The sequence below is a fragment of the Dyella sp. NPDC103356 genome (genome assembly GCF_055584465.1).
The window spans coordinates 109,578-134,800 of sequence record NZ_JBVJLZ010000007.1 but is presented as its reverse complement, the minus strand read 5'-3'; the positions used below and the strand labels follow the sequence as shown (position 1 = coordinate 134,800).

Below are 25,223 nucleotides of genomic sequence, written 5' to 3'. Positions count from 1 at the left end.
AAACCTCCTAGTCGTCATCCCGGCGAAGGCCGGGATCCATTCCTCAGTGCAGATGCTCCCCATATGCTGCCTGACGAGCAAGGACTGAGGAATAGATTTCGGCCTTCGCCGGAATGACGACTAGGAGGGGTTTTATAGCGGCGCGCAATGCCGCTCCAGCCAAGCCAGGTCCGCCTCTTCCAGCATCGGGGCCAGCGCAGCGCGCACCGCCGCGTGGTAATCGTCCAGCCAGGCCCGTTCTTCCGGGTTGAGCAGGCTCGGCTCCAGCGCGCGCCGATCGAACGGGCACAGCGTAAGCGTTTCAAAGCCGTAGAACGCACCGAACTCGCTCTGCTCGGCTTCGACCACCACCGCCAGGTTCTCGTGGCGAATGCCATAGCGGCCCGGTTTGTACAGCCCGGGCTCGATCGAGCTGATCATGCCCGGTTCGAGCGGCACCAGGGCACCGCCCGGCGCCGGCTGACGAATGCCGTGCGGGCCTTCGTGCACATTCAGGAAGTAACCCACGCCGTGGCCGGTGCCATGGCCATAGTCCATCGCGCCGGCCCATAGCGGGGCGCGTGCCAGGGCGTCGAGTTGCGGGCCACTGGCACCCTGCGGAAAGCGCGCGCGGGACAACGCGATCATGCCTTTCATCACCAGCGTGGCGTCGCGGCGCTGGTCGTCGGTGGTCGGTCCCAGTGCCAGCACCCGGGTGATATCGGTCGTGCCACCCAGGTACTGGCCGCCCGAATCGATCAGCAGGAGTCCCTGGCGTTGCAGGGTGCTGTGCGCCTCGGGCATGGCACGGTAGTGCGGTAACGCGCCATTGGCCTGATAGCCGGCGATGGTGGCGAAACTTTCGCCGACGAAGTCGGCCTGCGCCGAGCGTTCCTCGCGCAACAAGGTGTCGACATCGAGTTCGGTCTGCGTCATGCCGGCGGCGAGCCGTTCTTCCAGGCGCCGGAACGCGCGCACCAACGCGGCGCCGTCACGACGCATGACCTCGCGGATATGGGCCAGCTCGTCGGCGTTCTTGCGCGCCTTGAACAAGGTGGTCGGATTGGCCGCTTCGATGCGCCGCGCGGCCGGCGCGATGGCATCGGCTATCGCGCTGACCACGCGGTTGGGATCGAACAGCAGGGCATCGTTGGCACGTAGCTCGCCCAGTGCGTCGCCGACGGTCGCATAATCGGCGATGGCGATGCCGTCGGCGGCGAGGGCACCGACCAGCGTGTCGTTGAGCTTGCCGCGATCGACGAAGAGCGTCGCGCCATCGTCCGCGTCCACCAGCAGATGGGCGAGAAAGACCGGATTGCACTCGACGTCGCTGCCGCGCAGGTTGGTCAGCCAGGCGATGTCGTCCAGGCTGCTGATCAGATGCCTCGTCGCGCCGAGCTTGCGCATCGAGGTGCGCAGGCGGCTGAACTTGTCGGCCCGGCTGACGCAGGCGTAATGCAGCGGATGTTCGACGATCGGGGCGCGCGGCAGCGCCGGGCGGTGGGTCCAGATCCGGCCGGGCAGGTCGAGATCGGTACGCAGGCGGGCACCGATCGCTGCCATCCGGCGCGCGATGCCCTGTGCCGCGCCGGTCGCGATGCTATCGCCTGCGATCGCCAGCACCTCGCCTTCGCCGAGCTGCTGCTCCAGCCAGGTCAGGTGCTCGGGGGCGTGGGCCTGCTTCTGCTTCATCAGCACCACGCCGGTCCCATCGAGCTGATGCTGCGCCTGCTCGAAGTAGCGTCCATCCGTCCATACGCCGGCGTGGTCTGCCGTGACAACCAACGTGCCGGCCGAACCCGTAAAGCCGGAAAGCCAGGCCCGCGCCTGCCAGTGTTCAGGCAGGTATTCGGACAGGTGCGGATCGGCGCTGGGAATCAGGCAGGCGGCCACGCGATGAGTCTGCATGGCGTGGCGCAAGGCGGCGATGCGTTCGGGGATCGAATTCATGACGGCATGGTACCAGTGCCGATGCGTGCGAGTGTGGCGAAGTGACGCAGCGTAAGTCGCGTATTTCGTACCTTCTTGCCGCCTCGATGATCGGGTCGGTGGCGTGCTTTTGCCAGCGCGACACGAACGATTGCGATCACCAAGCCATTTTCCCCATCGTCGTCTGGAACGAGGCGTTGCGACGACGGTCATGACGGTGACATCGATGCGCAAAGTTGGCATGCAGTACACCAGCAACGCGCGACGCGCAAGGCGCGGCATCTTGTCTCGTAACGATGAAGGCGCGCTATCGCCTCGCTAGAATGCGCGCGGCGCCAAATCCCCATGGCGTACCCCAAGATCGTCAGGTAGACCGTGATTAAAAAATCCCTCGCCTCTGTCTTGCGCATGCTTTGCGTAGGCGCTGTCGTGTTGCTCGCCGGTTGCAGTACCGAGCTTATGTCGCCCAAGGGCGATATCGGTATGCAGGAGCGCACGCTGATTCTCACCGCGCTCGGCCTGATGCTGGTCGTGGTCATCCCGGTCATCGTGATGACCCTTTTGTTCGCCTACCGCTTCCGCGCCTCGAACAAGAAAGCTGCCTATAAGCCGAAGTGGGCGCACTCGACCGCCATCGAAGTGGTGGTGTGGACGGTGCCGTGCATCATCGTGGCCATTCTTGCGGTCATCACCTGGCGCACCTCGCATTCGCTCGATCCGTACAAGCCGCTGGAATCGGACGTCAAGCCGATCACCGTCGAAGTGGTTTCGATGGACTGGAAGTGGCTGTTCATCTACCCGGACTACGGCGTGGCCTCGGTCAACCAGATGGCGATGCCGGTCGGCGTGCCGGTGAATTTTCGCATCACCTCCGACACGGTGATGAACTCGTTCTTCATCCCGCAACTCGGCAGCCAGGTCTATTCGATGGCCGGCATGGAAACCAAGGTGCACCTGATCGCCAATGAGCCGGGGGTCTACCGTGGCCTGTCGGCCAACTACAGCGGCGCCGGTTTCTCCGATATGCGCTTCGACGCCATCGCCACCACGCAGGAAGGCTTCGACAACTGGATCAAGCAGGCCAAGGCAGCCCCGCAGGCGCTCGACGCGGCCAGCTACGCAAGCCTGGCCCAGCCGAGCACCAAGCTGCCGGTGAGCTTTTACTCGACCGTGACGCCGGACTTCTTCGGCACGATCGTCAATCGATACATGGGCATGGATATGTCCCACGGCGACAAGCCGATGGCGATGGACATGCCGATGGATCACGCGCAAACCAAGGTCGCGGAGTGACCTCATGCTGAGTCAGATTTTCGGAAAACTCACCCTCGACGCGGTTCCGTTCCACGAACCGATCATCATGGGCACGCTGGCCGTCGTTATCGTCGGTGGCCTGGCCCTGCTGGGTGCGATCACGTACTACGGCAAGTGGACCTACCTGTGGAAGGAATGGTTTACCTCGGTCGATCACAAGCGCATCGGCGTGATGTACATCATCCTGGCGCTGGTGATGCTGCTGCGCGGCTTTGCCGACGCGATCATGATGCGCATGCAGCAGGCCATCGCCAACAACGACGCTGCCGGCTACCTGCCGCCGCATCACTACGACCAGATCTTCACCGCCCACGGCGTGATCATGATCTTCTTCGTGGCAATGCCGTTGATCGTCGGCCTGATGAACGTGATCGTACCGCTGCAGATCGGCGCGCGCGACGTGGCCTATCCGTTCCTGAACTCGCTGAGCTTCTGGCTGGCCGCGGTCGGTGCGGTGCTGGTGATGCTGTCGATGTTCGTCGGCGATTTCGCCGCCACCGGCTGGCTGGCCTATCCGCCGCTGTCGGAGCTGGGGTATAGCCCGACTACCGGTGTCGACTACTACATATGGTCGCTGCAGATATCGGGCCTGGGCACCACGCTGACCGGCATCAACTTCGTCGTCACCATCCTGCGCATGCGTGCGCCGGGCATGAAGATGATGCAGATGCCAGTGTTTACCTGGACCGCGCTGATCGCCAACATCCTGATCGTGGCCGCCTTTCCGGTGCTGACCGCGACGCTGGCCCTGCTGACCGCCGACCGTTATCTCGGTACGCACTTCTTCACCAACGAGCTTGGCGGCAACCCGATGATGTACGTCAACCTCATCTGGGTGTGGGGCCACCCCGAGGTGTACATTTTGATTTTGCCGTGCTTCGGCGCGTTCTCCGAGATCATCTCCACCTTCTCGGGCAAGCCGCTGTTCGGTTACAAGTCGATGGTCTACGCCACCTGCTGCATCGGCGTGATGTCGTTCCTGGTGTGGTTGCACCACTTCTTCACCATGGGTTCGGGCGCCAACGTCAATGCCTTCTTCGGCATCATGACGATGATCATCTCGGTGCCTACCGGCGTGAAGCTGTTCAACTGGCTGTTCACCATGTATCACGGCCGTGTGCGCTTCACCGCGCCGGTGCTGTGGACGATCGGCTTCATGATCACCTTCACCATCGGCGGCATGACCGGCGTGCTGCTGGCGGTGCCGGCGGCGGACTTTGTGCTGCACAACAGCCTGTTCCTGATCGCGCATTTCCATAACGTGATCATCGGTGGCGTGGTGTTCGGCTGCCTGGCCGCGATCCACTTCTGGTTCCCGAAGGCCTTCGGTTTCACGCTCAACGAGTTCTGGGGCAAGGTGTCGTTCTGGTGCTGGCTGGTCGGCTTCTACGTGGCCTTCATGCCGCTGTACGTGCTCGGCTTCATGGGCATGACGCGCCGCATGAACCACTATGCGAACCCCGATTGGCATCCGTACCTGGTGGTGGCCGCGTTCGGTGCGGTGATCATCGCCCTGGGTATCGGTGCGCTGCTGGTGCAGTTCTGGGTGAGCTTCCGCGAGCGCAAGCAGAACCTGGACCTGTCGGGCGATCCGTGGGATGGCCGCACCCTGGAGTGGGCAACCAGCTCGCCGCCGCCGTTCTACAACTTCGCCATCGTGCCGCATATCGACGATATCGATCAGCACTGGGAAGACAAGGAGCGCCGCGTCGCCTACAAGCGTCCTGCGCGTTACGAAGACATCCATATGCCGCGCAACACCGGCGCCGGCGTGTACATCTCGGTGGCGGGCTTCTTCCTGTGTTTTGGCCTGATCTGGCACATCTGGTGGTTGGCCGGCCTGGGTCTGCTGGGCATGGTCGGCTCGTTCATTGCCCGCAGCTACGACCGCGACGTGGATTACTGGGTGCCCGCCAGCGAGGTGGCACGCATCGAGAACGAACGCTTTGCGGCGCTGAAGGAGGCTGCGTAAGCCATGAGCACGACGATTTCCCATATTGGCGGTGCGCACGGCGGTCATCACGACCACGCGCACCACGACGACGGATCCAAGACCACGCTGGGTTTCTGGATCTACCTGATGAGCGACTGCCTGATCTTCTCGGTGCTGTTCGCCACCTTCAGCGTGCTGGCCGGCAACACCGCCGGAGGCCCGAGCGGCAAGGACCTGTTCGAGCTGCCGTTCGTGCTCGGCGAGACCATGCTGCTGCTGATTTCCAGCTTCACCTTCGGCGGCGCCATGCTCAGCATGCAGGCCGGCCGCAAGGGCGCGGTGCAGGCCTGGCTGGCGGTGACCTTCCTGTTCGGCGCCGGCTTTATCGGCATGGAAGTGTATGAATTCGCCAAGCTGATCCACGAGGGCGCGGGCCCGGACAAGAGCGCCTTCCTGTCGGCCTATTTCGGCCTGGTCGGTACCCACGGCCTGCACGTCACCGCCGGCCTGTTCTGGCTGCTGACGATGATCCACCAGGTGCACAAGTTCGGCCTGGACGGCGTGGTTCAGCGCCGCCTGAACTGCCTGAGCCTGTTCTGGCACTTCCTGGATCTCGTCTGGATCTGCGTGTTCACCTTTGTCTACCTGCGCGGAGTGCTGTGATGTCGAGCGCGACCCATTCCCTTCACGCCGCCGGCCACGGCGGCTCGCACGGCAGCTGGAAGAGCTACATCGTCGGTTTCGCCCTGTCGCTGGTGCTGACCCTGGCCTCGTTCGGCGCGGTGATGAGCGGCAAGCTGCCACATGGCGCCATCCTGCCGGCCATCGTGGTGCTGGCGGTGGCGCAGTTGGTGGTCCAGTTGGTGTATTTCCTCCATATGGGCACCGCTCCGGAGCAGCGCAGCAACCTGGCGATCTTCCTGTTTACCGGCCTGATCATTGCCATCGTGGTCTGCGGCTCGTTGTGGGTGCTGCACAACATGAACGAAAACATGATGCACCCGATGCCGATGAACATGCCCTCGACGACGGGCGACTGATGTCGCGTGAAGCCGGCCGTTGCGCGGCCTGGAAAGTCGCGCCTGCGGCGCTGTAAAGGGTAAAGAGGAAAAGCCTTGGTGACGCTACGGTCGCCGGCTCTCCCTCTTTACCCTTTACTCTTTTCAGGCCGCGCAGCGGCCGGCTTTCCCTCAAATAAGACAAAATGCTGAATCAGGAGGGCCGCCGAGCCAGAAGTATCTCGCAGCCGGAGCCGTCTTCCTCTAAAATGCCGATTTCCAGCACGGCTGCTTCCCATGACCCCCCTGATTTTCGTCACCGGCGGTGTGGTGTCCTCCTTAGGCAAGGGCATCGCAGCGGCGTCGCTTGCTTCCATTCTGGAAGCGCGCGGTCTCTCGGTCACCATGATGAAGCTCGATCCGTATATCAATGTGGATCCGGGCACCATGAGTCCCTTTCAGCACGGCGAGGTCTATGTGACCGACGACGGCGCCGAGACCGACCTGGACCTGGGCCACTACGAGCGCTTCGTCCATACCCGCCTGACCGGCAAGAACTCCATCACGACCGGCAAGATCTACGAATCGGTGATCCGCAAGGAGCGCCGCGGCGACTACCTGGGCGCCACCGTCCAGGTGATCCCGCATATCACCGACGAGATCAAGCACTGCATCCATGAGGCCACCCGCGGTTTCGACGTCGCCCTGGTCGAGATCGGCGGCACGGTCGGCGACATCGAGTCGCTGCCGTTCCTGGAGGCCATCCGCCAGTTGCGCATCGAGCATGGCCCGGAAAAGTGCCTGTTCATGCACCTGACCCTGGTGCCGTATATCAAGGCCGCTGGCGAGATCAAGACCAAGCCGACCCAGCACTCGGTCAAGGAGCTGCGCTCGATCGGTATCCAGCCAGATGTGCTGCTGTGCCGCTGCGAGCAGACGCTGCCCGAAGGCGAGCGCCGCAAGATCGCCCTGTTCACCAATGTGCCCGAACACGCGGTCATCAGCGCCAACGACGTGGATATCATCTACAAGCAGCCGTTGTGGCTGCACAAGCAGGGCCTGGACGATATCGTCGTCAAGCGCCTGGGGCTGGATGCCGGCCCGGCCGATCTGTCCAGCTGGCAGCGCACGGTCGATGCGGTCGAGCACCCGAAGGACGAAATCACCGTCGCCATCGTCGGCAAGTACGTCGAGCACAAGGACGCCTACAAGTCCCTGGGCGAGGCGCTGCGCCACGGCGGCATCAAGCAGCAGACCCGCGTCAATCTGGCATGGATCGATTCGGAGCAGATCGAGGCCGACGGCGCCGGCAAGGTGCTGGGCAAGGCCGATGCGATCCTGGTGCCGGGCGGTTTTGGCAAGCGCGGCTTCGAAGGCAAGGTGCTGGCGGCCAAGTACGCCCGCGAGCACGGCGTGCCGTACTTTGGCATCTGCTACGGCATGCATGCGGCCGTGGTCGATTTCGCGCGCAACGTCGCCGGCCTGACCGACGCCGATTCGAGCGAGAACGATCGCAACAACCCCAACCCGGTGATCGCGCTGATTACCGAGTGGACCACCGCCAGCGGCGAAGTCGAGCAGCGTACCGAGCGTTCGGACCTGGGCGGCACCATGCGCCTGGGCGCGCAGGAATGCCGCCTCAAGGCCGGCACGCTGGCGCGCGAACTGTACGGCCAGGAAGTGGTGCGCGAGCGCCATCGCCACCGCTACGAGTTCAATAATCGCTATCGCCAGATGTTCGAAGACCTCGGCATGCTGGTGTCGGGCAAGTCGATGGACGACCTGCTGGTCGAGATCGTCGAGCTGCCGCGCCAGAAGCATCCATGGTTCCTGGGCTGCCAGGCGCATCCGGAGTTCACCTCCACGCCGCGCGACGGCCACCCGCTGTTCATCGGCTTTGTCCACGCTGCGCGCGAGTTCAAGGCGGTGCGTGAAGGCCAGTTGCTGGCGAAGGAGTCCGCGGCATGAAGCTCTGTGGTTTCGACGTAGGTCTCGACAAGCCGTTCTTCCTGATCGCCGGTCCTTGCGTGGTCGAGTCCGAGCAGTTGCAGCTCGACGTCGCCGGCAAGCTCAAGGAGATCACCGGCAGGCTCGGCATCAACTTCATTTTCAAGTCGAGTTTCGACAAGGCCAACCGTTCCTCCAGCCAGAGCTTTCGTGGCCCGGGCATGGAGGAGGGGCTGCGCATCCTCGGCGAGGTCAAGCGCCAGATCGGCGTGCCCGTGCTGACCGATGTTCACGAATACACGCCGATGAATGAAGTCGCTGCGGTGGTGGATGTCCTGCAGACGCCTGCGTTCCTGTGCCGCCAGACCGATTTCATCCAGAACGTGGCGCGCGCCGGCAAGCCGGTGAACATCAAGAAGGGCCAGTTTCTGTCGCCCTGGGACATGAAGAACGTGGTCGACAAGGCCAAGGCCGTCGGCAACGACGACATCATGGTCTGCGAGCGCGGCGCGAGCTTCGGTTACAACAATCTGGTCTCGGATATGCGCTCGCTGAGCGTGATGCGCGACACCGCCTGTCCGGTGGTATTCGACGCGACTCATTCGGTGCAATTGCCGGGTGGGCAGGGCACCAGCTCGGGCGGACAGCGCGAATTCGTGCCGGTGCTGGCGCGCGCGGCTGTCGCGGTAGGCGTCGCAGGCCTGTTCGCCGAGACGCATCCCGATCCGTCCAAGGCATTGAGCGACGGCCCCAATGCGTGGCCACTGGACAAGATGGAAGCCTTGCTGGCGACCTTGCTTGAACTCGACCAAGTCACCAAGCGTCACGGTTTTCTCGAAAACACCATTGTTCCGACCTGAGGCAGGCGCATGTCCACGGAAGAATCGCAGGTCCAGTTGTTGACTGAAATCCGCGATATCCAGCGCGAGCATCTGGAGCTCTACCGGAAGAACAGCGAGGTGGCCATCGCCAAGCAGGAACAGGCGTTGAACATCACTCGGCGGTTCCAGCGGTTCTATCGCGTGGTCGTGGTCATCCTGTTTCTTGTTATTGCCATCGCCATGTTCTGGCTCTTCAAGTAATCACCGATTAGGGGCAACAATTAATGTCGACACAGATCACCCGCATTCACGCTCGTGAGATTCTCGATTCCCGCGGTAACCCGACACTCGAAGCGGAAGTCACACTGGCTGGCGGCGGCTTTGGCCGGGCCGCTGTACCGAGCGGTGCCTCCACCGGCTCGCGCGAAGCGGTCGAGCTGCGCGATGGCGACAAGTCGCGTTACCTCGGCAAGGGTGTGCGCAACGCGGTAGCAAACGTCAACGGCGCGATCGCCGATGCGCTCAAGGGCTACGATGCAGCCGACCAGAAAGGTCTCGACAACAAGCTGATCGCGCTGGACGGCACGCCGAACAAGGGCCGCCTGGGTGCGAATGCGCTGCTCGGCGTGTCCATGGCCGCTGCGCACGCGGTGGCGAATGCACGCAAGGAGCCGCTGTGGAGCTATCTCTCCAACGGCAAACCCGGTGATCTGCCAGTGCCGATGATGAACATCATCAACGGCGGTGCGCATGCCGACAACAATGTCGACGTGCAGGAATTCATGGTGCTGCCGGTTGGCCTGCCGAGCTTTGCCGAGGCGCTGCGCGCCGGTACCGAGATCTTTCACGCGCTCAAGGGCGTGCTGAAGGGCAAGGGCCTCAATACGGCGGTCGGTGACGAGGGCGGCTTCGCGCCGAACCTGCGTTCCAACGTGGAAGCGCTGGACACCATTCTCGAAGCGGTGAACAAGACCGGCTTCAAGATCGGCAGCGACATCCTGCTGGGCCTGGACGTGGCCAGCTCCGAGTTCTTCAAGAACGGCAAGTACGATCTGGAAGGCGAGGGCAAGGCATACAGCCCGGCCGAGTTCGTCGACGTGCTGGCGAGCTGGGCCAAGCAGTACCCGATCGTCACCATCGAAGACGGCATGGCCGAAGGCGATTGGGACGGCTGGAAACTGCTGACCGACAAGATCGGCAAGAGCGTGCAGCTGGTTGGCGACGACCTGTTCGTGACCAACCCGAAGATCTTCCGCGAAGGCATCGACAAGAAGATCGCCAACGCGATCCTTATCAAGGTCAACCAGATCGGCACCTTGTCCGAAACGCTCGAAGCCATCGCGATGGCCGATGCGGCCAAGTACGCGGCGATCGTGTCGCACCGTTCGGGTGAAACCGAGGACACCACGATCTCGGATATCGCCGTGGCTACGACCGCGACGCAGATCAAGACCGGTTCGCTGTGCCGTACCGATCGCGTGGCCAAGTACAACCAGTTGCTGCGGATCGAGGAACAGCTGGGTGCGGCGGCGCGTTATGCCGGTCGCAACGCGTTTCCCAGTCTTGCCCATTTGCCGAGCTAAGTGACGGAGTGACGGCACGCCATGCTGCGTTGGGTCGCGCTCATCTTGTTGCTGATATTGATTGGCCTGCAGCTGAAGCTGTGGGGCAGTCATGGCGGCATGCGCGAAGTCGACGGCTTGCGTGCCTCTGTCCAGAAGCAACGTGACGAGAACGATCGTCTGCTCCAGCGCAATCAAGCGCTGGGAGCGGATGTGAAAGACCTCAAGAACGGCGAACAGGCTGTCGAGGCGCGCGCACGCAGCGAGCTGGGTTTGATCAAGCCTGGCGAGGTGTTCTATCAGGTGGTTGAAAAGCCGGCGGCGGGCAGCTCTGCGCCGGTGCCCGCTACCTCGACCGGCGGGCCTTGAGCATGGCCGCGCAGCTGTGGTGCGTCGTGCCGGCGGCAGGACGCGGCATGCGGGTCGGTGGTCCGATGCCCAAACAGTACATGCCGCTGGCGGGACGTCCGTTGATCGAGCGCACGCTCGATCAATTGGCGGCGCATCCCCTGATCGCCGGCCTGGTGGTCGTGCTTGCGGTCGACGATGAGCGTTGGAACGGTATCGATCGAAGCTGGGGCAAGCCGTTGCTTGCTGCTACCGGCGGTGCGGAGCGTTGCGATTCGGTGCTTGCCGGTTTGCGCGCGTTGCCGCCGGAAGTTCGTGCTGACGATTTCGTGCTGGTGCACGACGCCGCGCGTCCGTGCGTGCGGCATGCGGATATCACTACGCTGATCGAGCGCGGCAGTGAAGTCGATGGCGGCCTGCTCGGTGCGCCGCTGCGCGATACGCTCAAATGTGCCGACGATGCCGGTCGCAGCCAGGTCACCGAGCCGCGCGACCATCGCTGGCGCGCCTTCACACCGCAGATGTTCCGTCGCGCGCAACTGTCGGCGGCGCTGCAGTGGGCCATCGATGCGGGCATCACGGTCAGCGACGAGGCGATGGCGATGGAGCGTGCTGGGTTCGCGCCGTTGCTGGTGGAAGGCGCCGAGGACAATATCAAAGTGACGACCGCGACGGACTTCGCGCTCGCCGAGTTTCTGCTGCACCGGCTCCAGACAAGGAATACGATCGCATGATGCGGATAGGCCAGGGTTTCGACGTACATGTCTTTGGCGAAGGCGACTTCGTCATGTTGGGTGGCGTGCGCGTGCCGCACCGCCAGGGTGTCATTGCGCATTCCGATGGCGACGTCGTCATTCACGCGCTATGCGATGCCATCTTCGGCGCCCTGGCGATGGGCGACATCGGTCGCCACTTTCCGCCGTCGGACGAACGCTGGCGCGATGCGGACAGCAGTGCCTTCCTTAAGCATGCCGTGCAGTTGATGCGTGAGCGTGGATATAGCCTGGGCAATGCCGACATTACGGTGATCTGCGAAGCGCCCAAGGTCGGCCCGCATGCGCAGGCGATGCGCGAACGGCTGGCCGACGTGATCGGCTGCAGCGTCGACGATATCAGCGTCAAGGCCACCACCACGGAAAAGCTCGGGTTTACCGGGCGCGGCGAGGGGATTGCGGCACAAGCTTGCGTGCTGTTGGTGCAGTCGTGAACGAAGCGGTCCAAAGCTCCAGCGTTCGCCTTCACGAAAAGATGGCGGCGGTGGTCGAGCTGCTGCGTCTGTATCGATCCGCGACCGGCGAGCGTCACGATGACGACGAAGTGCTCACCGTGGATCAGGCGGTCGTTGACGATATCCTGGGCAAATTGCGCGACCAGCTCGACGATCTGCACCCGGCCGATGTTGCCTACATACTTGAGTCGCTGCCCCTCGACGACCGCCTGACCGTCTGGCACCGGGTCAAATCCGATAGCGACGGCGAAATCCTGCTCGAAGTTTCCGACGCGGTACGCGAGTCGTTGATCGCGGATATGGATCAGGGCGAAATCCTCGCCGCGGTCGAACCGCTCGATGCCGACGAACTCGCCGACCTGGTCGAGGATTTGCCCGAGGAAGTGCTGCCCGAGCTGATGGCCAGCCTCGACGCGCAGCAGCGCGAGCGTGTGCAATCGGCGCTGTCCTATGCGGACGACCAACTCGGTGCGTTGATGGATTTCGAGATGGTGACCATCCGCGAGGATGTGAGCCTGGAAACCGTGCTGCGTTATCTGCGCCGTTTCGACGAACTGCCCGAACAGACCGACAAGCTGTTCGTGATCAATCATGAGAACGTATTGACCGGTGTGTTGCCGCTGCATTGGCTGCTGGTCAATTCGCCGGACAAGATGGTCAGCGAGGTGATGGCGCCTGACGTCAATACGTTCGCGCCCGACGACGATGCCTATCACGTGGCGCAGGCCTTCGAGCGCTACGACCTGGTGACCGCGCCGGTGGTCGATTCGGGCGGGCACCTGATCGGCCGTATCACCGTCGACGCCATGCTCGACGTGATCCGCGAAGAGAGCGAAAGCGAAGCGCTGAGTCGCGGCGGTCTACGCGAAGAGGAAGACATTTTCGCGTCGGTCTGGGCCTCGGTACGCAATCGTTGGGCGTGGCTGGCGATCAACCTCGTCACTGCCTTTATCGCGTCGCGCGTGATCGGCCTGTTCGAAGGATCGATCCAGCGACTGGTCGCCCTGGCGACGCTGATGCCGATCGTGGCCGGTATCGGCGGCAATTCCGGCAATCAGACCATCACCATGATCGTGCGTGCACTGGCGCTCGATCAGATCACGACCGATAGCGCCAAGCGTCTATGGCGCAAGGAGTTGCTGGTGTCGCTGGTCAACGGTCTGGTCTGGGGCGGCGTGATCGGTGTCGTCGCGTGGCTGCTCTATGGCAACGTGGCGCTCGGCGTGGTGATGACCTCCGCAATGACCTTGAACCTGCTGCTAGCTGCGTTTTGTGGCGTAGGTATCCCGATACTGATGACCCGTTTCGGCCGCGATCCGGCACTGGGTTCGAGTGTGTTGATCACCGCCATGACCGACAGCGGCGGCTTTTTTATTTTCCTGGGCCTGGCAACGGTCTTTCTGACCTAAACTGCTGCGCCTCTTTAATTCCGAGTACTGCATGTCCGAACTGCCCACCGCCTATGGCCAACCGCCTCTCTCCGCACGACTGCGCGTCGCTCCGGAAGACTTTGTCGTCGAGGAGATTCTCGGCTATGACGCGGACGGCGAGGGCGAGCACGCGCTGCTGTGGGTGGAGAAGCGTGGCGCGAACACCGACTGGGTGGCGCGCGAGCTGGCCCGTTACGCGGGCGTGCCGCCGCTCAATGTCGGCTATGCCGGCCTGAAGGATCGCCACGCCGTGACGCGGCAGACCTTTTCGGTCGGGCTTGCCGGTAAGCCGGAGCCGGACTGGACGGCCTTTCCCTCGACCGAGGCCAAGGTGCTCGCGGCCACCAAGCATCGACGCAAGTTGAAGCGCGGCGCGCTGCGCGGGAATCGTTTCGTGCTCGTGTTGCGCGACGTCGAAGGCGATCGCGCTGCGGCCGAGCAGGTGCTTGCGCAGATCGCGCAGCGTGGCGTGCCCAATTATTTCGGCGAGCAGCGCTTCGGCCGTGAAGGCGGCAACGTGGCGCAGGCGCGGGCGATGTTTGCCGGGCGGCGTGTCGATCGCGACAAGCGTGCATTTCTGCTTTCGGCCGCGCGCTCGGAAATCTTCAACCATCTGCTCGCCGCGCGGATCGAGCGCGCGGCATGGGACAGCCCGCTCGATGGCGAGATCTGGTCGCTGGCCGGTTCGCGTTCGTGGTTCGGCCCCGAGCCGTTCGACGAGGTGCTGGCCGGGCGCTTGGCCAAGGGCGACATTCATCCGTCGGGCCCGCTGTGGGGCGATGGCGAGACGCCGGCGCAGGGTGATGCCGGTGCGCTTGAGCGTGAGATTGCTGCTGCCAACGAAGACCTCGCCAAGGGGCTGGCGGGTGCGCGGATGGAGCAGGAGCGGCGACCGCTGCGCCTGATGCCGCAGGGGTTGCGCTGGCGTTGGCTGGAGGCCGATGCGTTGGAGCTGTCGTTTGAATTGCCGGCCGGTGCTTATGCAACGGTGGTGGTGCGTGAGCTGGCGCAGAGCAAGCAGGACGCCCCGACCTGATTAATATCGCGGGCGAGCGGTCTTGAGTGAACCTCAGTTTCTCCTATCGTCATCCCGGCGCAGGCCGGGATCCAGTGACTTTGCGATCGGTTATCGCAAGAGCCCATGCGCATCTGCGCTATCGCGAAAACCTCAAACCGAAGCCACTGGATCCCGGCCTGCGCCGGGATGACGACTAGGAAGGGATTTCGAATTTCCCTTCAGCTGCGATCAGAAGTCACTCAATCCTTAAGCAAAACCAACACTGCTCCCGTCCCACCCTGCGCCGGCCGCGCCGACGCAAACGCAATCACATCGTCGCGCCGCCGCAGCATCCGATCCGTCAGCACCTTCAGCACCGGCCCCGCGGCTTTCGAGCGCAAGCCCTTGCCATGCACGATGCGCACGCAATGAAAGCCGTTGTGGTGCGCCTCGGCAAGAAACTCCACGATCGTCTGCTGCGCGGCCGCCGCGTTCATGTGATGCAGGTCGATATCGTCCTCGATGCTGTACTGGCCGCGCTTCAATTGGCGCAGCAGTTTGGGCGGATAGCCGTCTCGTAGATAACTGAGCTCCTCGCCCACTTCCATCAGCGCGGGATCGAATGCCATTTCCAGCAGTTCGGAGGGCACGGCCGCTTCATCCGCCTCGAACATATGCGCCCGCGGCTTGGGCTTGGGTGCGGCCGGCGGCAGCTCGACCGGGTCCAACTGGCGAACCTCGCCGATCGCCTCTCTGAACAGGCGGGCGTCGTCGTCGCTGATGGGGTTGGCGGGGCGTCGTTTCATGCACGAAAGTCCAGGACCTGTGCTGAGCATACTTTGCTCGGCGTCCGATTCCACAAAGTGTGAAACCTCTTGCCCGCTCCGGTAGACTTCAGACCTTGTGGGTGCGTCCGGGGGATGCGCCCTGGGCAGGTTCTAGACGGATCATGATGCGAGTTCTTGTTAGCAATGACGATGGCGTGGATGCCCCGGGTATCCGCGTACTTGCCGATCGCCTGAGCGCGGTGGGCGAAGTCACGGTAGTGGCGCCCGATCGCGATCGGTCGGGAGCGAGCAACTCCCTGACCCTGGATGCGCCGATCCGGGTGCTGGACATGGGCAACCGCTATTACCGCGTTGCCGGCACGCCCACCGATTGCGTGCACCTTGCGCTGGCCGGCATGCTCGACTACGAACCGGACATCGTCGTTTCCGGGATCAACAACGCGGCCAATCTTGGCGATGACGTGATCTATTCCGGCACCGTCTCGGCCGCGATGGAAGGGCGCTTTCTCGGCCTGCCCGCGATTGCCGTCTCGCTGGTCAGCCGCGACCACAAGGGTGAGCACTACGAATCGGCGGCGCAGGCCGTGTTGCAGCTGATGCAACGCCTGCTGGTCGATCCGCTGCCTGCCGACACCATTCTCAACGTCAACGTGCCCGACCGGCCGTGGTCGGAGATCCGGGGTTTCGAAGTCACCCGTCTGGGCAAGCGCCATCGCTCGGCGCCGTGCATCAAGGCGACCGACCCCCGCGGCAAGCCGATCTGGTGGATCGGCCCTGCAGGCGATGTCGACGATGCCGGTCCCGGCACCGACTTCAATGCCGTGCAGCGCGGTTTTATTTCGGTGACGCCGATCCATGTCGACCTCACGCGGTTTCAGGCGCTGGAAAAAGTCAGCAGTTGGATGACCACGCTGACCGAAGGCATGGCGGTCGAATGAACACGCATCCACTACCGCCGGCGATGCTCAAAGGCGAGGGAATGACCTCGCAGCGCGCGCGTGACCGCCTCGTTGCCAAACTCAAGGAAGAGGGCATCAAGGACCCGCGCGTCATCGACGTGATCCGCAATGTGCCGCGCCATCATTTCATCGATCAGGCGCTGCACTCGCGCGCTTACGAGAACACGGCGCTCCCGATCGGCCATGGCCAGACCATTTCGCAGCCCTGGGTGGTCGCGCGCATGAGCGAGGCGCTGCTCGAATTCGGCGTACCGCAAAAAGTCTTGGAGATCGGCACCGGTTCCGGCTATCAGGCCACCGTGCTGGCTGGGCTGGTGCCGCAGGTGTTCACCGTCGAGCGTATCGAAGAGCTGCTGCGCCAGGCGCGCAGACGTTTTCGTCAGCTCGGCCTGACGCAGATCCGTTCGCGTCATGACGACGGCAAGCTTGGCTGGCCGGACGAAGCGCCGTTCGATGCGATCATTCTTACCGCCGCCGGAGATACCGTGCCGACGCAGTTGCTCGATCAATTGAGCCCCACCGGTGTGCTGGTAGCACCCGTCGGCTCGCCCAGCAGTCAGACCCTGATCCGCATGCGCGGCGACGGCAACGGCGACTTCACCCAGGAAGAACTCGCTGCCGTCAGTTTCGTGCCGCTGCTTGGCGGTATCGGCTGATGCGGCTGTTCGGTTCGCTTTATGCGCGTGTACTGGTCTGGGCGCGCCATCCCCGCGCGGTCTGGTATCTATCCGGCCTGAGTTTCGTCGAAGCTTTCATCTTTCCGATCATGCCGGAGGTGATGCTCGCGCCGATGATGCTCGGTAAACGGCACAAGGCGTTCTTCTACGCCAATATCAGCCTGCTGTTTTCCCTGCTCGGTTCGATCGTCGGCTACTCGCTCGGGCATTGGGCGTTTCAGGCCTTGCATCCGCTGCTCGACACCCTGCATCTGCTCGAGCCGATTCAAAAGGGCGTCGATAGCCTGCGCACCGAGATGAACCAGCATTGGCTGGGTCTGCTCGCCGTGCTCGCGCTGGCCGCGTTGCAGCCGGTCGTGCCGATGAAGTTCGTCACCTGGGCGGCGGGTATCGTCGGTGTGCCGTTGATCCCATTCCTGGCGTGCGTTGCGGTCGGTCGTGGCAAGCGCGTGTGGCTGCTGGCGATTCTTGTACGCCTGTTCGGCGAGCGCGCCGAGCGCATGCTGCAGAAAAATATCGAATGGATCGGCTGGGCGGTCGTGGTGATCCTGATCGCCCTGGTAGCGTGGTGGCTTCTGTCACGTTGACGTGGCTTAAGCGATGTCGAAAGGAGATCGGTGTCCCGTATGAAATCCCCATTGCGCCTAGGTATGCTGGCGACCATGAATCCTTCCGTCCGGCTCGCTGCGATTTCCGTTCTGGCCATGAGCGTGGCTGCCTGCGGCAGCATGACCCATTCGGTGCGGGTCGAGCCGACTGCGTCGTCCGGTCCGGCACCGCGGACTTCCGCGCCCGCACCGGCGCGTACGCAGGTGCCCGGCGGTAGTTACCAGGTAGTGCATGGCGATACGCTGTATTCGATCGCCTTCCGTAACAAGGTGGATTTCCGCGATCTGGCGCAATGGAACAATATCCAGGCGCCCTACACGATCTGGCCGGGGCAGGTGCTGCGCCTGTCGCCTGCCGGTGGCGGTAACGCCAAGCCGGCGGCCGTTGCCGCCGCGCCTGTCGTGGTGCCTGCCAACAAGCCCGCGCCGGCTGCTGCGCCGCCGCCGGCGGAGCCGATGTTCGAGGACGTTCCTGCCAATACGGCCGATACCGGCAAGCCCGCACCTGCCGCTTCAGCACCCAAACCGGCCTCGACCGGTACCGCCACGCCTGCCGTGCCCACCAGCACGGTCGTGCCGGTGGCTGGTGCGCCGACGCAGTCTCCAGCTACGCAACCGCCCCCGCCGCCTCCGGCTGCAGTGGCGCCATCACCCGGTGGCACGCGTTCGCAGGGCGGGGTGGTCTGGCGCTGGCCCGCCGACGGTCAGCTCGGCAAGCGCTTCCAGAGCGGCGATGCGATTCCCGGCATTGAAGTACTCGGCAAGGCAGGCGATCCCATTCGCGCGGCCGCCGACGGTGTCGTCGTTTACAGCGGCAATGGCTTGGTCGGCTACGGCGAGCTGGTCATCATCAAGCACAGCGACAGCTTCCTTTCGGCCTACGGCCATAACCGCAAGCGTCTGGTCAAGGAAGGTCAGAAGGTCACGGCGGGCCAGCAGATCGCGGAAATGGGCGCCACGGGTGCTTCGCGTGACGAACTGCAGTTCCAGATCCGCAAGGACGGCAATCCGGTGGATCCGCTGGGGTACTTACCCTCGAAGTGACTTCATGCCGGCAGGATGAAGGCGACGACAACCCGTCGCCCTTCACCGGCGAGCAAGTCGTACGTCCGCGCTGCCGCGCCGTTGTCCATCACTTCGATACCTACGCCCTTGCGCAGGAAACCGGCCATGAACTCGGCGGGGGGGAATACCTGGCGTTCGCCGGTACCCAGGATCACCAGTTCCGGCTTCAGTGCCAGGATGTCGTCGACCTGGACGGTAGTCAGGGCCTTGGCGTCATTCACCGGCCAGCCTTCCACGGCCTGATCGGGCGCCAACAGGAAACTCTGGGTGATTTCCCGGTCCATGACCGTAATTGACCGTGCGGCAACACGCCGCACGAACAGGAAATCGCCTGGGCGGTCGAGCGCGAGGTCCATTAGCGAGGCAGGGCGAGCTTGGGCTCGTCCTCGTTGCGGCGGAACAGGACCACGACATGGCCGATCTGCTGGACGCTTTCGGCGCGGGTGCCCTGGCTCAGGAAGTCGATCTGTTCCTGGCGCTCGTCCTTGTCGCCGCCGGACAGCTTTACCTTGACCAGCTCGTGATGGGACAGGGCCAGGTCCAGCTCCTTGAGCACTGCGTCGGTCGCGCCCTTGGCGCCGAGCAGGATCACCGGGCTCAGGTCGTGAGCCAGGCTGCGCAGGTAGCGGCGCTGTGAAGGGGAAAGGGCCATGCGTTCAGTCTCGGATTCGCGGCAGATGGACCGTAAAGGGTATCATGCAGCCATCCCCCTTACCTGTGGCCGTTGCCGACGATGTCTCGCAGCAAAAGCAGTTCCCGCTGGCTGCGGGAACATTTCGATGACGTCTTCGTGAAGAAGGCCCAGGCCGAAGGCCTGCGTTCGCGCGCGGCTTTCAAGCTTGAGGAGCTCGTCGACCGCGACAAGCTGCTCAAGCCCGGCATGCGCGTGGTCGACCTGGGCGCCGCCCCGGGTGGCTGGTCGCAACTGGTGCGCCAACGCATGGGCGACAAGGGCACGATCATCGCCATGGACATCCTGCCGATGCAGGGTATCGGTGGGGTGGACTTCCTGCAGGGCGATTTTCGCGAGGAATCCGTGCTCAGGGAGCTGGAAAGTCGACTGGACGGCCAGAAGGTCGATCTTGTGCTCTCCGATATGGCCCCCAATATGAGTGGTGTAGCGCTGGCCGATCAGATCCGGGCAATGGACCTGGCCGATCTGGCGCTCGATTTCAGCCGGCACTGGCTCAAGCCAGGCGGGTCTTTCCTGATCAAGCTATTCCAGGGGGCCGGCTTTGACGATTACTTGCGCAACTTGCGCGCGGAGTTCAGCCGCGTGACTATGCGTAAACCAAAGGCCTCCCGCGCCCGTTCGCGTGAGGTATATGCCCTCGCTACCGGTCGCAAGGCCGGCAGCGGGCAACCGGGCGAGAACCGTGCATGAATGAAATGGCTAAAAATTTGCTGCTCTGGTTAGTGATCGCAGTGATCCTGCTCACCGTTTTCCAGAGCTTCAACCCGCATGGCGGCTCGTCATCGGATCTGCCTTACAGCAGCTTCGTGCAGAGCGTGGACAACGGCAACGTGTCCAGCGCAACCATCAGCGCCGACCAACCCGCCGCCATCAGCGGCAAACTCAAGGACGGCAGTTCGTTCCGCACTGTCGCGCCTGTGCTCGGCTGGTCGACCAGCACGGTCGTCAAGCAGATGCAGGACAAGGGCGTCGAGGTTCGCCAGGAGCCCTCCAATAACGGCTTCTCGCTACTTGGCCTGCTGCTCAACTGGCTACCGATCATCCTGATCGTCGGCGTGTTCATCTGGTTCATGCGGCAGATGCAGGCCGGTGCCGGTGGACGCGGCGCGATGAGCTTCGGCCGTTCGCGCGCCAAGCTGCAGGGCGAGGACCAGATCAAGGTCAATTTCAGCGACGTCGCCGGTTGCGACGAAGCGAAGGAAGAAGTCGGCGAACTGGTCGAGTTCCTGCGCGATCCGGGCAAGTTCCAGAAGCTCGGCGGCAAGATTCCGCGCGGCGTGCTGATGGTCGGCCCGCCCGGCACCGGCAAGACGCTGCTCGCCAAGGCGATCGCCGGCGAAGCCAAGGTGCCGTTCTTCTCCATCTCCGGTTCCGACTTCGTCGAAATGTTTGTCGGCGTCGGCGCCAGTCGCGTGCGCGACATGTTCGAGCAGGCCAAGAAGCACGCGCCGTGCATCATCTTCATCGACGAAATCGATGCGGTCGGTCGTCATCGCGGCGCAGGTCTGGGCGGCGGTCATGACGAGCGTGAGCAGACGCTCAACCAGTTGCTGGTCGAAATGGACGGCTTCGAAGGCACCGAGGGCATCATCGTCATCGCGGCCACTAACCGTCCCGACGTACTCGATCCAGCGCTGCTGCGTCCGGGCCGTTTCGATCGCCAGGTCGTGGTCGGCCTGCCGGACGTGAAGGGCCGCGAGCAGATCCTCAAGGTACATCTGCGCAAGGTGCCGGTGGCCAGCGACGTCAATCCGATGGTGATTGCGCGCGGTACGCCTGGTTTCTCCGGCGCGGACCTGGCCAACCTCGTCAACGAGGCGGCGCTGTTCGCTGCGCGTGAGAACGCGCGCGACGTGCGCATGATTCATCTGGACAAGGCACGCGACAAGATCCTGATGGGCACCGAGCGTCGCTCGATGGCGATGAGCGAAGACGAGAAGAAGCTGACGGCGTATCACGAAGCCGGTCACGCCATCGTCGGTCGCCTCGTGCCCGAGCACGATCCGGTCTACAAGGTCACCATCATTCCGCGTGGCCGTGCGCTGGGTGTCACGATGTACTTGCCCGAAGGCGACAAGTACAGCATGAACCGCGTGGCGATCGAATCGCAGCTTTGCTCGCTGTATGGCGGCCGCGTGGCCGAAGAGTTGATCTTCGGTGCCGACAAGGTCACCACCGGCGCATCGAACGACATCGAGCGTGCGACCAAGATGGCGCGCAACATGGCCACCAAGTGGGGTCTGTCCGACGAACTCGGTCCGGTGACCTATGGCGAAGAAGAAGACGAAGTCTTCCTCGGCCGCTCGGTGACGCAGCACAAGAACGTCTCCAACGAGACTGCGCGTAAGATCGACGAAGTGGTGCGCAACATTCTCGATCGGGCTTATGCGCGTACCAAGCAGCTGCTCACCGAGAACATCGACAAGCTGCATGTGATGTCCGATGCGTTGTTGCAGTTCGAGACGATCGATGCGCATCAGATCGACGACATCATGGCCGGTCGCACACCGGGTCCGCCGGCCGATTGGTCGAAGACCTCGTCGACCTCGTCCACGCCGCCGCCTCCGCCGCCACGTGGCGATGCGGGTGCGAAGGTGGGCGATCCGGCGACGCAGAGTTGAACCAAGGCAGGTTGATATGAAAAAGCGGCCCGCGGGCCGCTTTTTTGTTGGGTGAGCTCATTCGGACGTCCAAATGCAGCCATCACGCGCAATGGACGGTGCTTTCGATGAACGCTCCGATACATCGAAATGAAATTTTTCTGAAAAAAGTATTGACGATCGTGCGCGGAGTCTGAATAATTCCGCTTCTGGCTTCGGCGCCTCCTGTTTCGGCAGATCGGCGACAAAGACAGAAGTTTTCACCGCGCGCCCGTAGCTCAGTTGGATAGAGTACCAGGCTACGAACTTGGTGGTCGGGAGTTCGAATCTCTCCGGGCGCGCCATTATTCAAGGAGCGCAGTGTTCGCACTGCACTCTTACTACAAAGGCAAAACACCGCCATTGTGGTGCCGGACGATAAGTTTGAAGTTCGGTGTGCTTCGATACGGATTGACTAGGCGAAGCGTCACCCGTAGCATTTCTAAGCTTCGGCTTGCGTAAGCGGACGAGGTTTCGAAGCAATCGGGGTATAGCTCAGCCTGGTAGAGCGCCAGCTTTGGGAGCTGGATGTCGTGGGTTCGAATCCCTCTGCCCCGACCAGCGGGTGCTCTGCACGCAAAAAGTGCACTGCGCCTGTAGCTCAACCGGATAGAGCATCGGCCTTCTAAGCCGACGGTTGCAGGTTCGATTCCTGTCAGGCGCGCCAGTTCAAAGTTTTACGGTGGGCGTAGCTCAGCTGGTTAGAGTACTGGATTGTGATTCCAGTTGTCGTGGGTTCGAGTCCCATCGTCCACCCCAATTTGTAGTACAATTAGAGTTTCCTGGGCCGTTAGCTCAGTTGGTAGAGCAGTTGACTCTTAATCAATTGGTCCAAGGTTCGAATCCTTGACGGCCCACCAACTAAAGATAGGCGCTTGGCGAAAGCCGAGCGCCTTTTTCTTTGGGTTTCTTCTACGAGTTGAGGGGCGCGCTGCCCTTCTACGGATCGGTCGATTGATAGATCGAACTGAGCACGCAACAACGGCCGGACGACGTGGCATGGATACGTGCCTTGCGGATCAGCGCCTCGTTCACCAAGGGCGATCGGCAAGTCCATCCGCCGAAACAGGCGCTACACAGTCGTAGCGACTGTTTTCGTCCCTGTTTTCAGGGCGTGGCGTTATCCGGGAGCGCGTAGGCGATGACGGCATCGCTTTGTGCTTCCTCCGTGATCTTGGCGCTACCGCCAGCAGCGATCACGACATACTGGCGACCCTTCCAGCTATAGCTCATCGGCGTGGCATGTCCGCTCGCCGGCAAGCGTGCTTTCCACAGCTCCTTGCCGTTATCGAGATCGAAGGCGCGCAGATACGGATCGATGGTGCCTGCGATAAACGCCAGGCCGCCCGCCGTCACGATCGGGCCGCCGAGACTGAGTGCGCCGGCGGGCATGTTCTTGATCTTCGGCGCGAAGTCCTGGAACGATCCCAGGGGAACGCGCCAACGGATGCGGCTTGTCGCCAGGTCGACGCCCACCAATTCGCCCCACGGCCCGGGTCCGCAGGGTAGATGCGAGGAAGACAGCAGGGCGTGGCGATACATGGCGTAAGGCGTGCCGTGTTGTCCTGCGTATTCGCCAGGATCATCCTGATGGACGTGCGTATCGTAATCGGTGCGTTCGATCAGGCGCAGTTCGAACGGCAAGAAGCTCGTGTTGACCACCAGCAGGTTGCGCTGGGGATCGAAGGCATAACCGCTCCAGTTCATGCCGCCGACGTTGCCGGGCACGGCGGCGCCGCCTTGCAGGCTCGGTGGCGTGAACACGCTGGACGTGCTGCGGCCATGCATCGCTTTGCGACAGCTTTCGCGATCGGCCTCGGTCGGCCCCCAGAAGTCGGCTATGTTCAGCGAAGTCGGACTCAGCGCAGGAAGCGTGGTGGGAATCGGCTGCGTCGGCGAGGTCAGTTCACCCGGTACGTCGCTTTGCGGGACGGCACGTTCCTCCACCGGAAAGAACGGTTTGCCGGTCGTGCGATCGAGCACATAGAGATAGCCGGTCTTGTTTCCCTGCACGACCACCGGCACGTCGCGGCCATCGCGCTTGAGCGTGGTCAGCAGGGGCGGCGATGCGGTGTCGTAGTCCCACAGATCGTGGTGCACCAGTTGGAAACCCCAGGCGAGCTTGCCTGTCGATGCATGCAAGGCGACGACGGAGTTTGCCCAGTGATTGTCGCCGGGACGATGACCGCCGTAGTAGTCCGGGCTCGCGCTGCCGGTGGGAACGAACACCAGGCCACGTGCCTCGTCGACCGCCATGATCGACCAGGCATTGGCAGCACCGCTTTGCCACGTGGACGCCCCGCTACCGGCAGGATGTGCGGCGATCGGATCCCAGCTCCAGCGCAACGCGCCGCTGCGCGCGTCAAAGCCACGCACCACGCCGGCCGGCATGTCCGTACGGTTGTTGTCGTTGATGGCCGAGCCCACGATGACCACGCCATCGACGACGGCCGGTGGTGAGGTCATGTGGTATTCGCCGCGACGAAAGCCCGGGACGTTGGCCAGGTTGATCTGTCCGTGCTGACCAAAGTCGGCGCAGGGTTGTCCGGTAGCGGCATCTAGCGCGATCAGGCGCGCATCGAGGGTAGCTTCGTAGATCCGTCGGTGGCAGGCATGCGTCGTATCGCCGGAAGCGTCGAGCCAGGTGGCGACGCCTCGGTTGATCAGGCCATCGCCGTAATCGGCGTGCAGGTCCAGCTTGGGATCGTAGGCCCAGCGTTGCTTGCCGGTTTCCGGATCCAGAGCGATGACCCGATTGATCGGTGTCGTCAGATAGAGCGTGCCGTCGACCATGATCGGCGTGGTCTCCAGCCCGCTGCGCGGCGTGTCGTTCTTGCCGTCGAGTATGTCGCCGACGTGGAAGGTCCAGGCGGGTTTCAGGTTGGCGACATTGCTGCGATCGATCTGGGTCAGTGGCGAGAAACGCATGCCGCCTGGATCGTTGCCGTAGGCTGGCCAGTCGCCGTCGGCTATCGCGGTATGAGCGAAGGTGGCGCCGAGCAGTAAAGGAATGAGTCGGGAAAGGCGATGGGAGGCAGGCATGGTCATGCTCACGGGAAGACGTGACGACAGCATGCAGTGCTGTGGGGGAGCCGGGGGTGTTGTGCGGGACGAACGCCGGGCTGGCTGGGACGAAGTCTCAGCTTGTGGCAGGACCTGCAAACTTCAGTTTTCATCGTCATCCCGGCGAAGGCCGGGATCCATTCCTCAGGCTTCGCTCGTCAGGTGACGCATGGCAAGCGTCTGCGTTGAGGAATGGGTCCCGGCCTCCGCCGGGACGACGAATAGGAGGGATTTTTCCAGGCCA

Annotated in this window: 24 protein-coding genes and 5 tRNA genes; 24 read left to right on the top strand and 5 right to left on the bottom strand. The window is 63.0% G+C overall.

The annotated features are described in order from the left end of the window. Positions 1–132: 132 nt before the first annotated feature. The gene (locus ACZ6WW_RS17165) at positions 133–1,929 is read right to left on the bottom strand and encodes a M24 family metallopeptidase (protein WP_465275262.1); all 1,797 of its coding nucleotides are present in this window, start codon (positions 1,927–1,929) and stop codon (positions 133–135) included. A gap of 387 nt (positions 1,930–2,316) precedes the next feature. Here ACZ6WW_RS17165 and cyoA point away from each other — a divergent pair, with 387 nt between their 5' ends. From cyoA to truD, 13 genes are all read left to right on the top strand, one after another. After that, positions 2,317–3,201: a ubiquinol oxidase subunit II gene (cyoA, locus tag ACZ6WW_RS17160; protein ID WP_465275352.1), complete on the top strand. Its 885-nt coding sequence runs from the start codon at positions 2,317–2,319 to the stop codon at positions 3,199–3,201. Positions 3,202–3,217: 16 nt separating this feature from the next. Further along, positions 3,218–5,194, top strand: coding sequence for a cytochrome o ubiquinol oxidase subunit I (gene cyoB / locus ACZ6WW_RS17155; protein ID WP_465275351.1), 1,977 nt, complete (start codon positions 3,218–3,220; stop codon positions 5,192–5,194). A gap of 3 nt (positions 5,195–5,197) precedes the next feature. Further along, entirely contained in the window at positions 5,198–5,818 is a 621-nt protein-coding gene (cyoC, locus tag ACZ6WW_RS17150) for a cytochrome o ubiquinol oxidase subunit III (protein ID WP_281849453.1), read from the top strand. Beyond that, a complete protein-coding gene (cyoD, locus tag ACZ6WW_RS17145) occupies positions 5,818–6,195 on the top strand; it encodes a cytochrome o ubiquinol oxidase subunit IV (RefSeq protein WP_465275261.1) in 378 nt (125 codons plus the stop codon). The genes cyoC and cyoD overlap by 1 nt, the downstream gene beginning before the upstream one ends. A 255-nt stretch (positions 6,196–6,450) precedes the next feature. Further along, on the top strand, positions 6,451–8,121 hold the full coding sequence (locus ACZ6WW_RS17140) for a CTP synthase (RefSeq protein ID WP_465275260.1): 1,671 nt from the start codon (positions 6,451–6,453) through the stop codon (positions 8,119–8,121). Beyond that, positions 8,118–8,960, top strand: a complete 843-nt coding sequence (kdsA, locus tag ACZ6WW_RS17135) for a 3-deoxy-8-phosphooctulonate synthase (protein ID WP_465275259.1) — start codon at positions 8,118–8,120, stop codon at positions 8,958–8,960. Before ACZ6WW_RS17140 ends, kdsA begins: the two co-directional genes overlap by 4 nt. Positions 8,961–8,969: 9 nt before the next feature. Beyond that, the gene (locus tag ACZ6WW_RS17130) at positions 8,970–9,182 is read left to right on the top strand and encodes a hypothetical protein (protein WP_281849448.1); all 213 of its coding nucleotides are present in this window, start codon (positions 8,970–8,972) and stop codon (positions 9,180–9,182) included. A gap of 23 nt (positions 9,183–9,205) precedes the next feature. Further along, entirely contained in the window at positions 9,206–10,504 is a 1,299-nt protein-coding gene (eno, locus tag ACZ6WW_RS17125; RefSeq protein ID WP_465275258.1) for a phosphopyruvate hydratase, read from the top strand. Positions 10,505–10,525: 21 nt separating this feature from the next. Continuing rightward, positions 10,526–10,852, top strand: a complete 327-nt coding sequence (ftsB, locus tag ACZ6WW_RS17120) for a cell division protein FtsB (protein ID WP_465275257.1) — start codon at positions 10,526–10,528, stop codon at positions 10,850–10,852. A gap of 2 nt (positions 10,853–10,854) precedes the next feature. Further along, positions 10,855–11,565 carry a 2-C-methyl-D-erythritol 4-phosphate cytidylyltransferase gene (gene ispD / locus ACZ6WW_RS17115; protein ID WP_465275256.1) on the top strand — a complete coding sequence of 237 codons (711 nt, stop codon included), beginning with the start codon at positions 10,855–10,857 and terminating at the stop codon, positions 11,563–11,565. Beyond that, the gene (gene ispF, locus ACZ6WW_RS17110) at positions 11,565–12,038 is read left to right on the top strand and encodes a 2-C-methyl-D-erythritol 2,4-cyclodiphosphate synthase (protein WP_465275350.1); all 474 of its coding nucleotides are present in this window, start codon (positions 11,565–11,567) and stop codon (positions 12,036–12,038) included. The genes ispD and ispF overlap by 1 nt, the downstream gene beginning before the upstream one ends. After that, positions 12,035–13,468: a magnesium transporter gene (gene mgtE, locus ACZ6WW_RS17105; RefSeq protein WP_465275255.1), complete on the top strand. Its 1,434-nt coding sequence runs from the start codon at positions 12,035–12,037 to the stop codon at positions 13,466–13,468. The genes ispF and mgtE overlap by 4 nt, the downstream gene beginning before the upstream one ends. 31 nt (positions 13,469–13,499) lie before the next feature. Further along, positions 13,500–14,525: a tRNA pseudouridine(13) synthase TruD gene (truD, locus tag ACZ6WW_RS17100; RefSeq protein ID WP_465275254.1), complete on the top strand. Its 1,026-nt coding sequence runs from the start codon at positions 13,500–13,502 to the stop codon at positions 14,523–14,525. Between the two features lie 221 nt (positions 14,526–14,746). On the opposite strand, the gene ACZ6WW_RS17095 is transcribed toward truD, so the two are convergent. Beyond that, positions 14,747–15,292 carry a Smr/MutS family protein gene (locus ACZ6WW_RS17095; protein WP_281849442.1) on the bottom strand — a complete coding sequence of 182 codons (546 nt, stop codon included), beginning with the start codon at positions 15,290–15,292 and terminating at the stop codon, positions 14,747–14,749. 146 nt (positions 15,293–15,438) lie between these two features. Between ACZ6WW_RS17095 and surE the strand changes: the two genes are divergently transcribed. The 4 genes from surE to ACZ6WW_RS17075 are packed head-to-tail and all read left to right on the top strand — an operon-like array spanning position 15,439 to position 18,562. Further along, positions 15,439–16,212 (top strand): 5'/3'-nucleotidase SurE, encoded by a 774-nt coding sequence (gene surE / locus ACZ6WW_RS17090; RefSeq protein ID WP_465275253.1) that lies wholly within the window; start codon positions 15,439–15,441, stop codon positions 16,210–16,212. Further along, positions 16,209–16,889, top strand: a complete 681-nt coding sequence (locus tag ACZ6WW_RS17085; protein ID WP_281849440.1) for a protein-L-isoaspartate(D-aspartate) O-methyltransferase — start codon at positions 16,209–16,211, stop codon at positions 16,887–16,889. The genes surE and ACZ6WW_RS17085 overlap by 4 nt, the downstream gene beginning before the upstream one ends. Next, entirely contained in the window at positions 16,889–17,497 is a 609-nt protein-coding gene (locus tag ACZ6WW_RS17080) for a YqaA family protein (RefSeq protein WP_281849439.1), read from the top strand. Before ACZ6WW_RS17085 ends, ACZ6WW_RS17080 begins: the two co-directional genes overlap by 1 nt. Positions 17,498–17,536: 39 nt before the next feature. Then, complete coding sequence (locus ACZ6WW_RS17075; RefSeq protein ID WP_465275252.1) at positions 17,537–18,562, top strand: peptidoglycan DD-metalloendopeptidase family protein; 1,026 nt, start codon at positions 17,537–17,539, stop codon at positions 18,560–18,562. 2 nt (positions 18,563–18,564) lie between these two features. Here ACZ6WW_RS17075 and ACZ6WW_RS17070 read toward each other — a convergent pair whose 3' ends face one another. Beyond that, positions 18,565–18,939, bottom strand: coding sequence for an Mth938-like domain-containing protein (locus tag ACZ6WW_RS17070; protein ID WP_465275251.1), 375 nt, complete (start codon positions 18,937–18,939; stop codon positions 18,565–18,567). Beyond that, positions 18,939–19,235, bottom strand: a complete 297-nt coding sequence (yhbY, locus tag ACZ6WW_RS17065; protein ID WP_281849437.1) for a ribosome assembly RNA-binding protein YhbY — start codon at positions 19,233–19,235, stop codon at positions 18,939–18,941. The genes ACZ6WW_RS17070 and yhbY overlap by 1 nt, the downstream gene beginning before the upstream one ends. Positions 19,236–19,316: 81 nt before the next feature. Here yhbY and rlmE point away from each other — a divergent pair, with 81 nt between their 5' ends. From rlmE to ACZ6WW_RS17030, 7 genes are all read left to right on the top strand, one after another. Continuing rightward, on the top strand, positions 19,317–19,967 hold the full coding sequence (rlmE, locus tag ACZ6WW_RS17060) for a 23S rRNA (uridine(2552)-2'-O)-methyltransferase RlmE (protein ID WP_465275250.1): 651 nt from the start codon (positions 19,317–19,319) through the stop codon (positions 19,965–19,967). Then, a complete protein-coding gene (gene ftsH, locus ACZ6WW_RS17055) occupies positions 19,964–21,898 on the top strand; it encodes an ATP-dependent zinc metalloprotease FtsH (RefSeq protein WP_281849435.1) in 1,935 nt (644 codons plus the stop codon). The genes rlmE and ftsH overlap by 4 nt, the downstream gene beginning before the upstream one ends. A gap of 246 nt (positions 21,899–22,144) precedes the next feature. Then, positions 22,145–22,221, top strand: a tRNA-Arg gene (locus tag ACZ6WW_RS17050). Between the two features lie 179 nt (positions 22,222–22,400). Continuing rightward, positions 22,401–22,477 (top strand) — tRNA-Pro (locus ACZ6WW_RS17045). Between the two features lie 29 nt (positions 22,478–22,506). Next, a tRNA-Arg gene (locus ACZ6WW_RS17040) sits at positions 22,507–22,583 on the top strand. A 15-nt stretch (positions 22,584–22,598) separates the two neighbouring features. Beyond that, positions 22,599–22,675, top strand: a tRNA-His gene (locus tag ACZ6WW_RS17035). Positions 22,676–22,700: 25 nt separating this feature from the next. Continuing rightward, positions 22,701–22,776: transfer RNA gene (locus tag ACZ6WW_RS17030), tRNA-Lys, on the top strand. A 247-nt stretch (positions 22,777–23,023) separates the two neighbouring features. On the opposite strand, the gene ACZ6WW_RS17025 is transcribed toward ACZ6WW_RS17030, so the two are convergent. Further along, positions 23,024–24,958 carry a pyrroloquinoline quinone-dependent dehydrogenase gene (locus ACZ6WW_RS17025; RefSeq protein ID WP_465275249.1) on the bottom strand — a complete coding sequence of 645 codons (1,935 nt, stop codon included), beginning with the start codon at positions 24,956–24,958 and terminating at the stop codon, positions 23,024–23,026. Positions 24,959–25,223 lie beyond the last annotated feature (265 nt).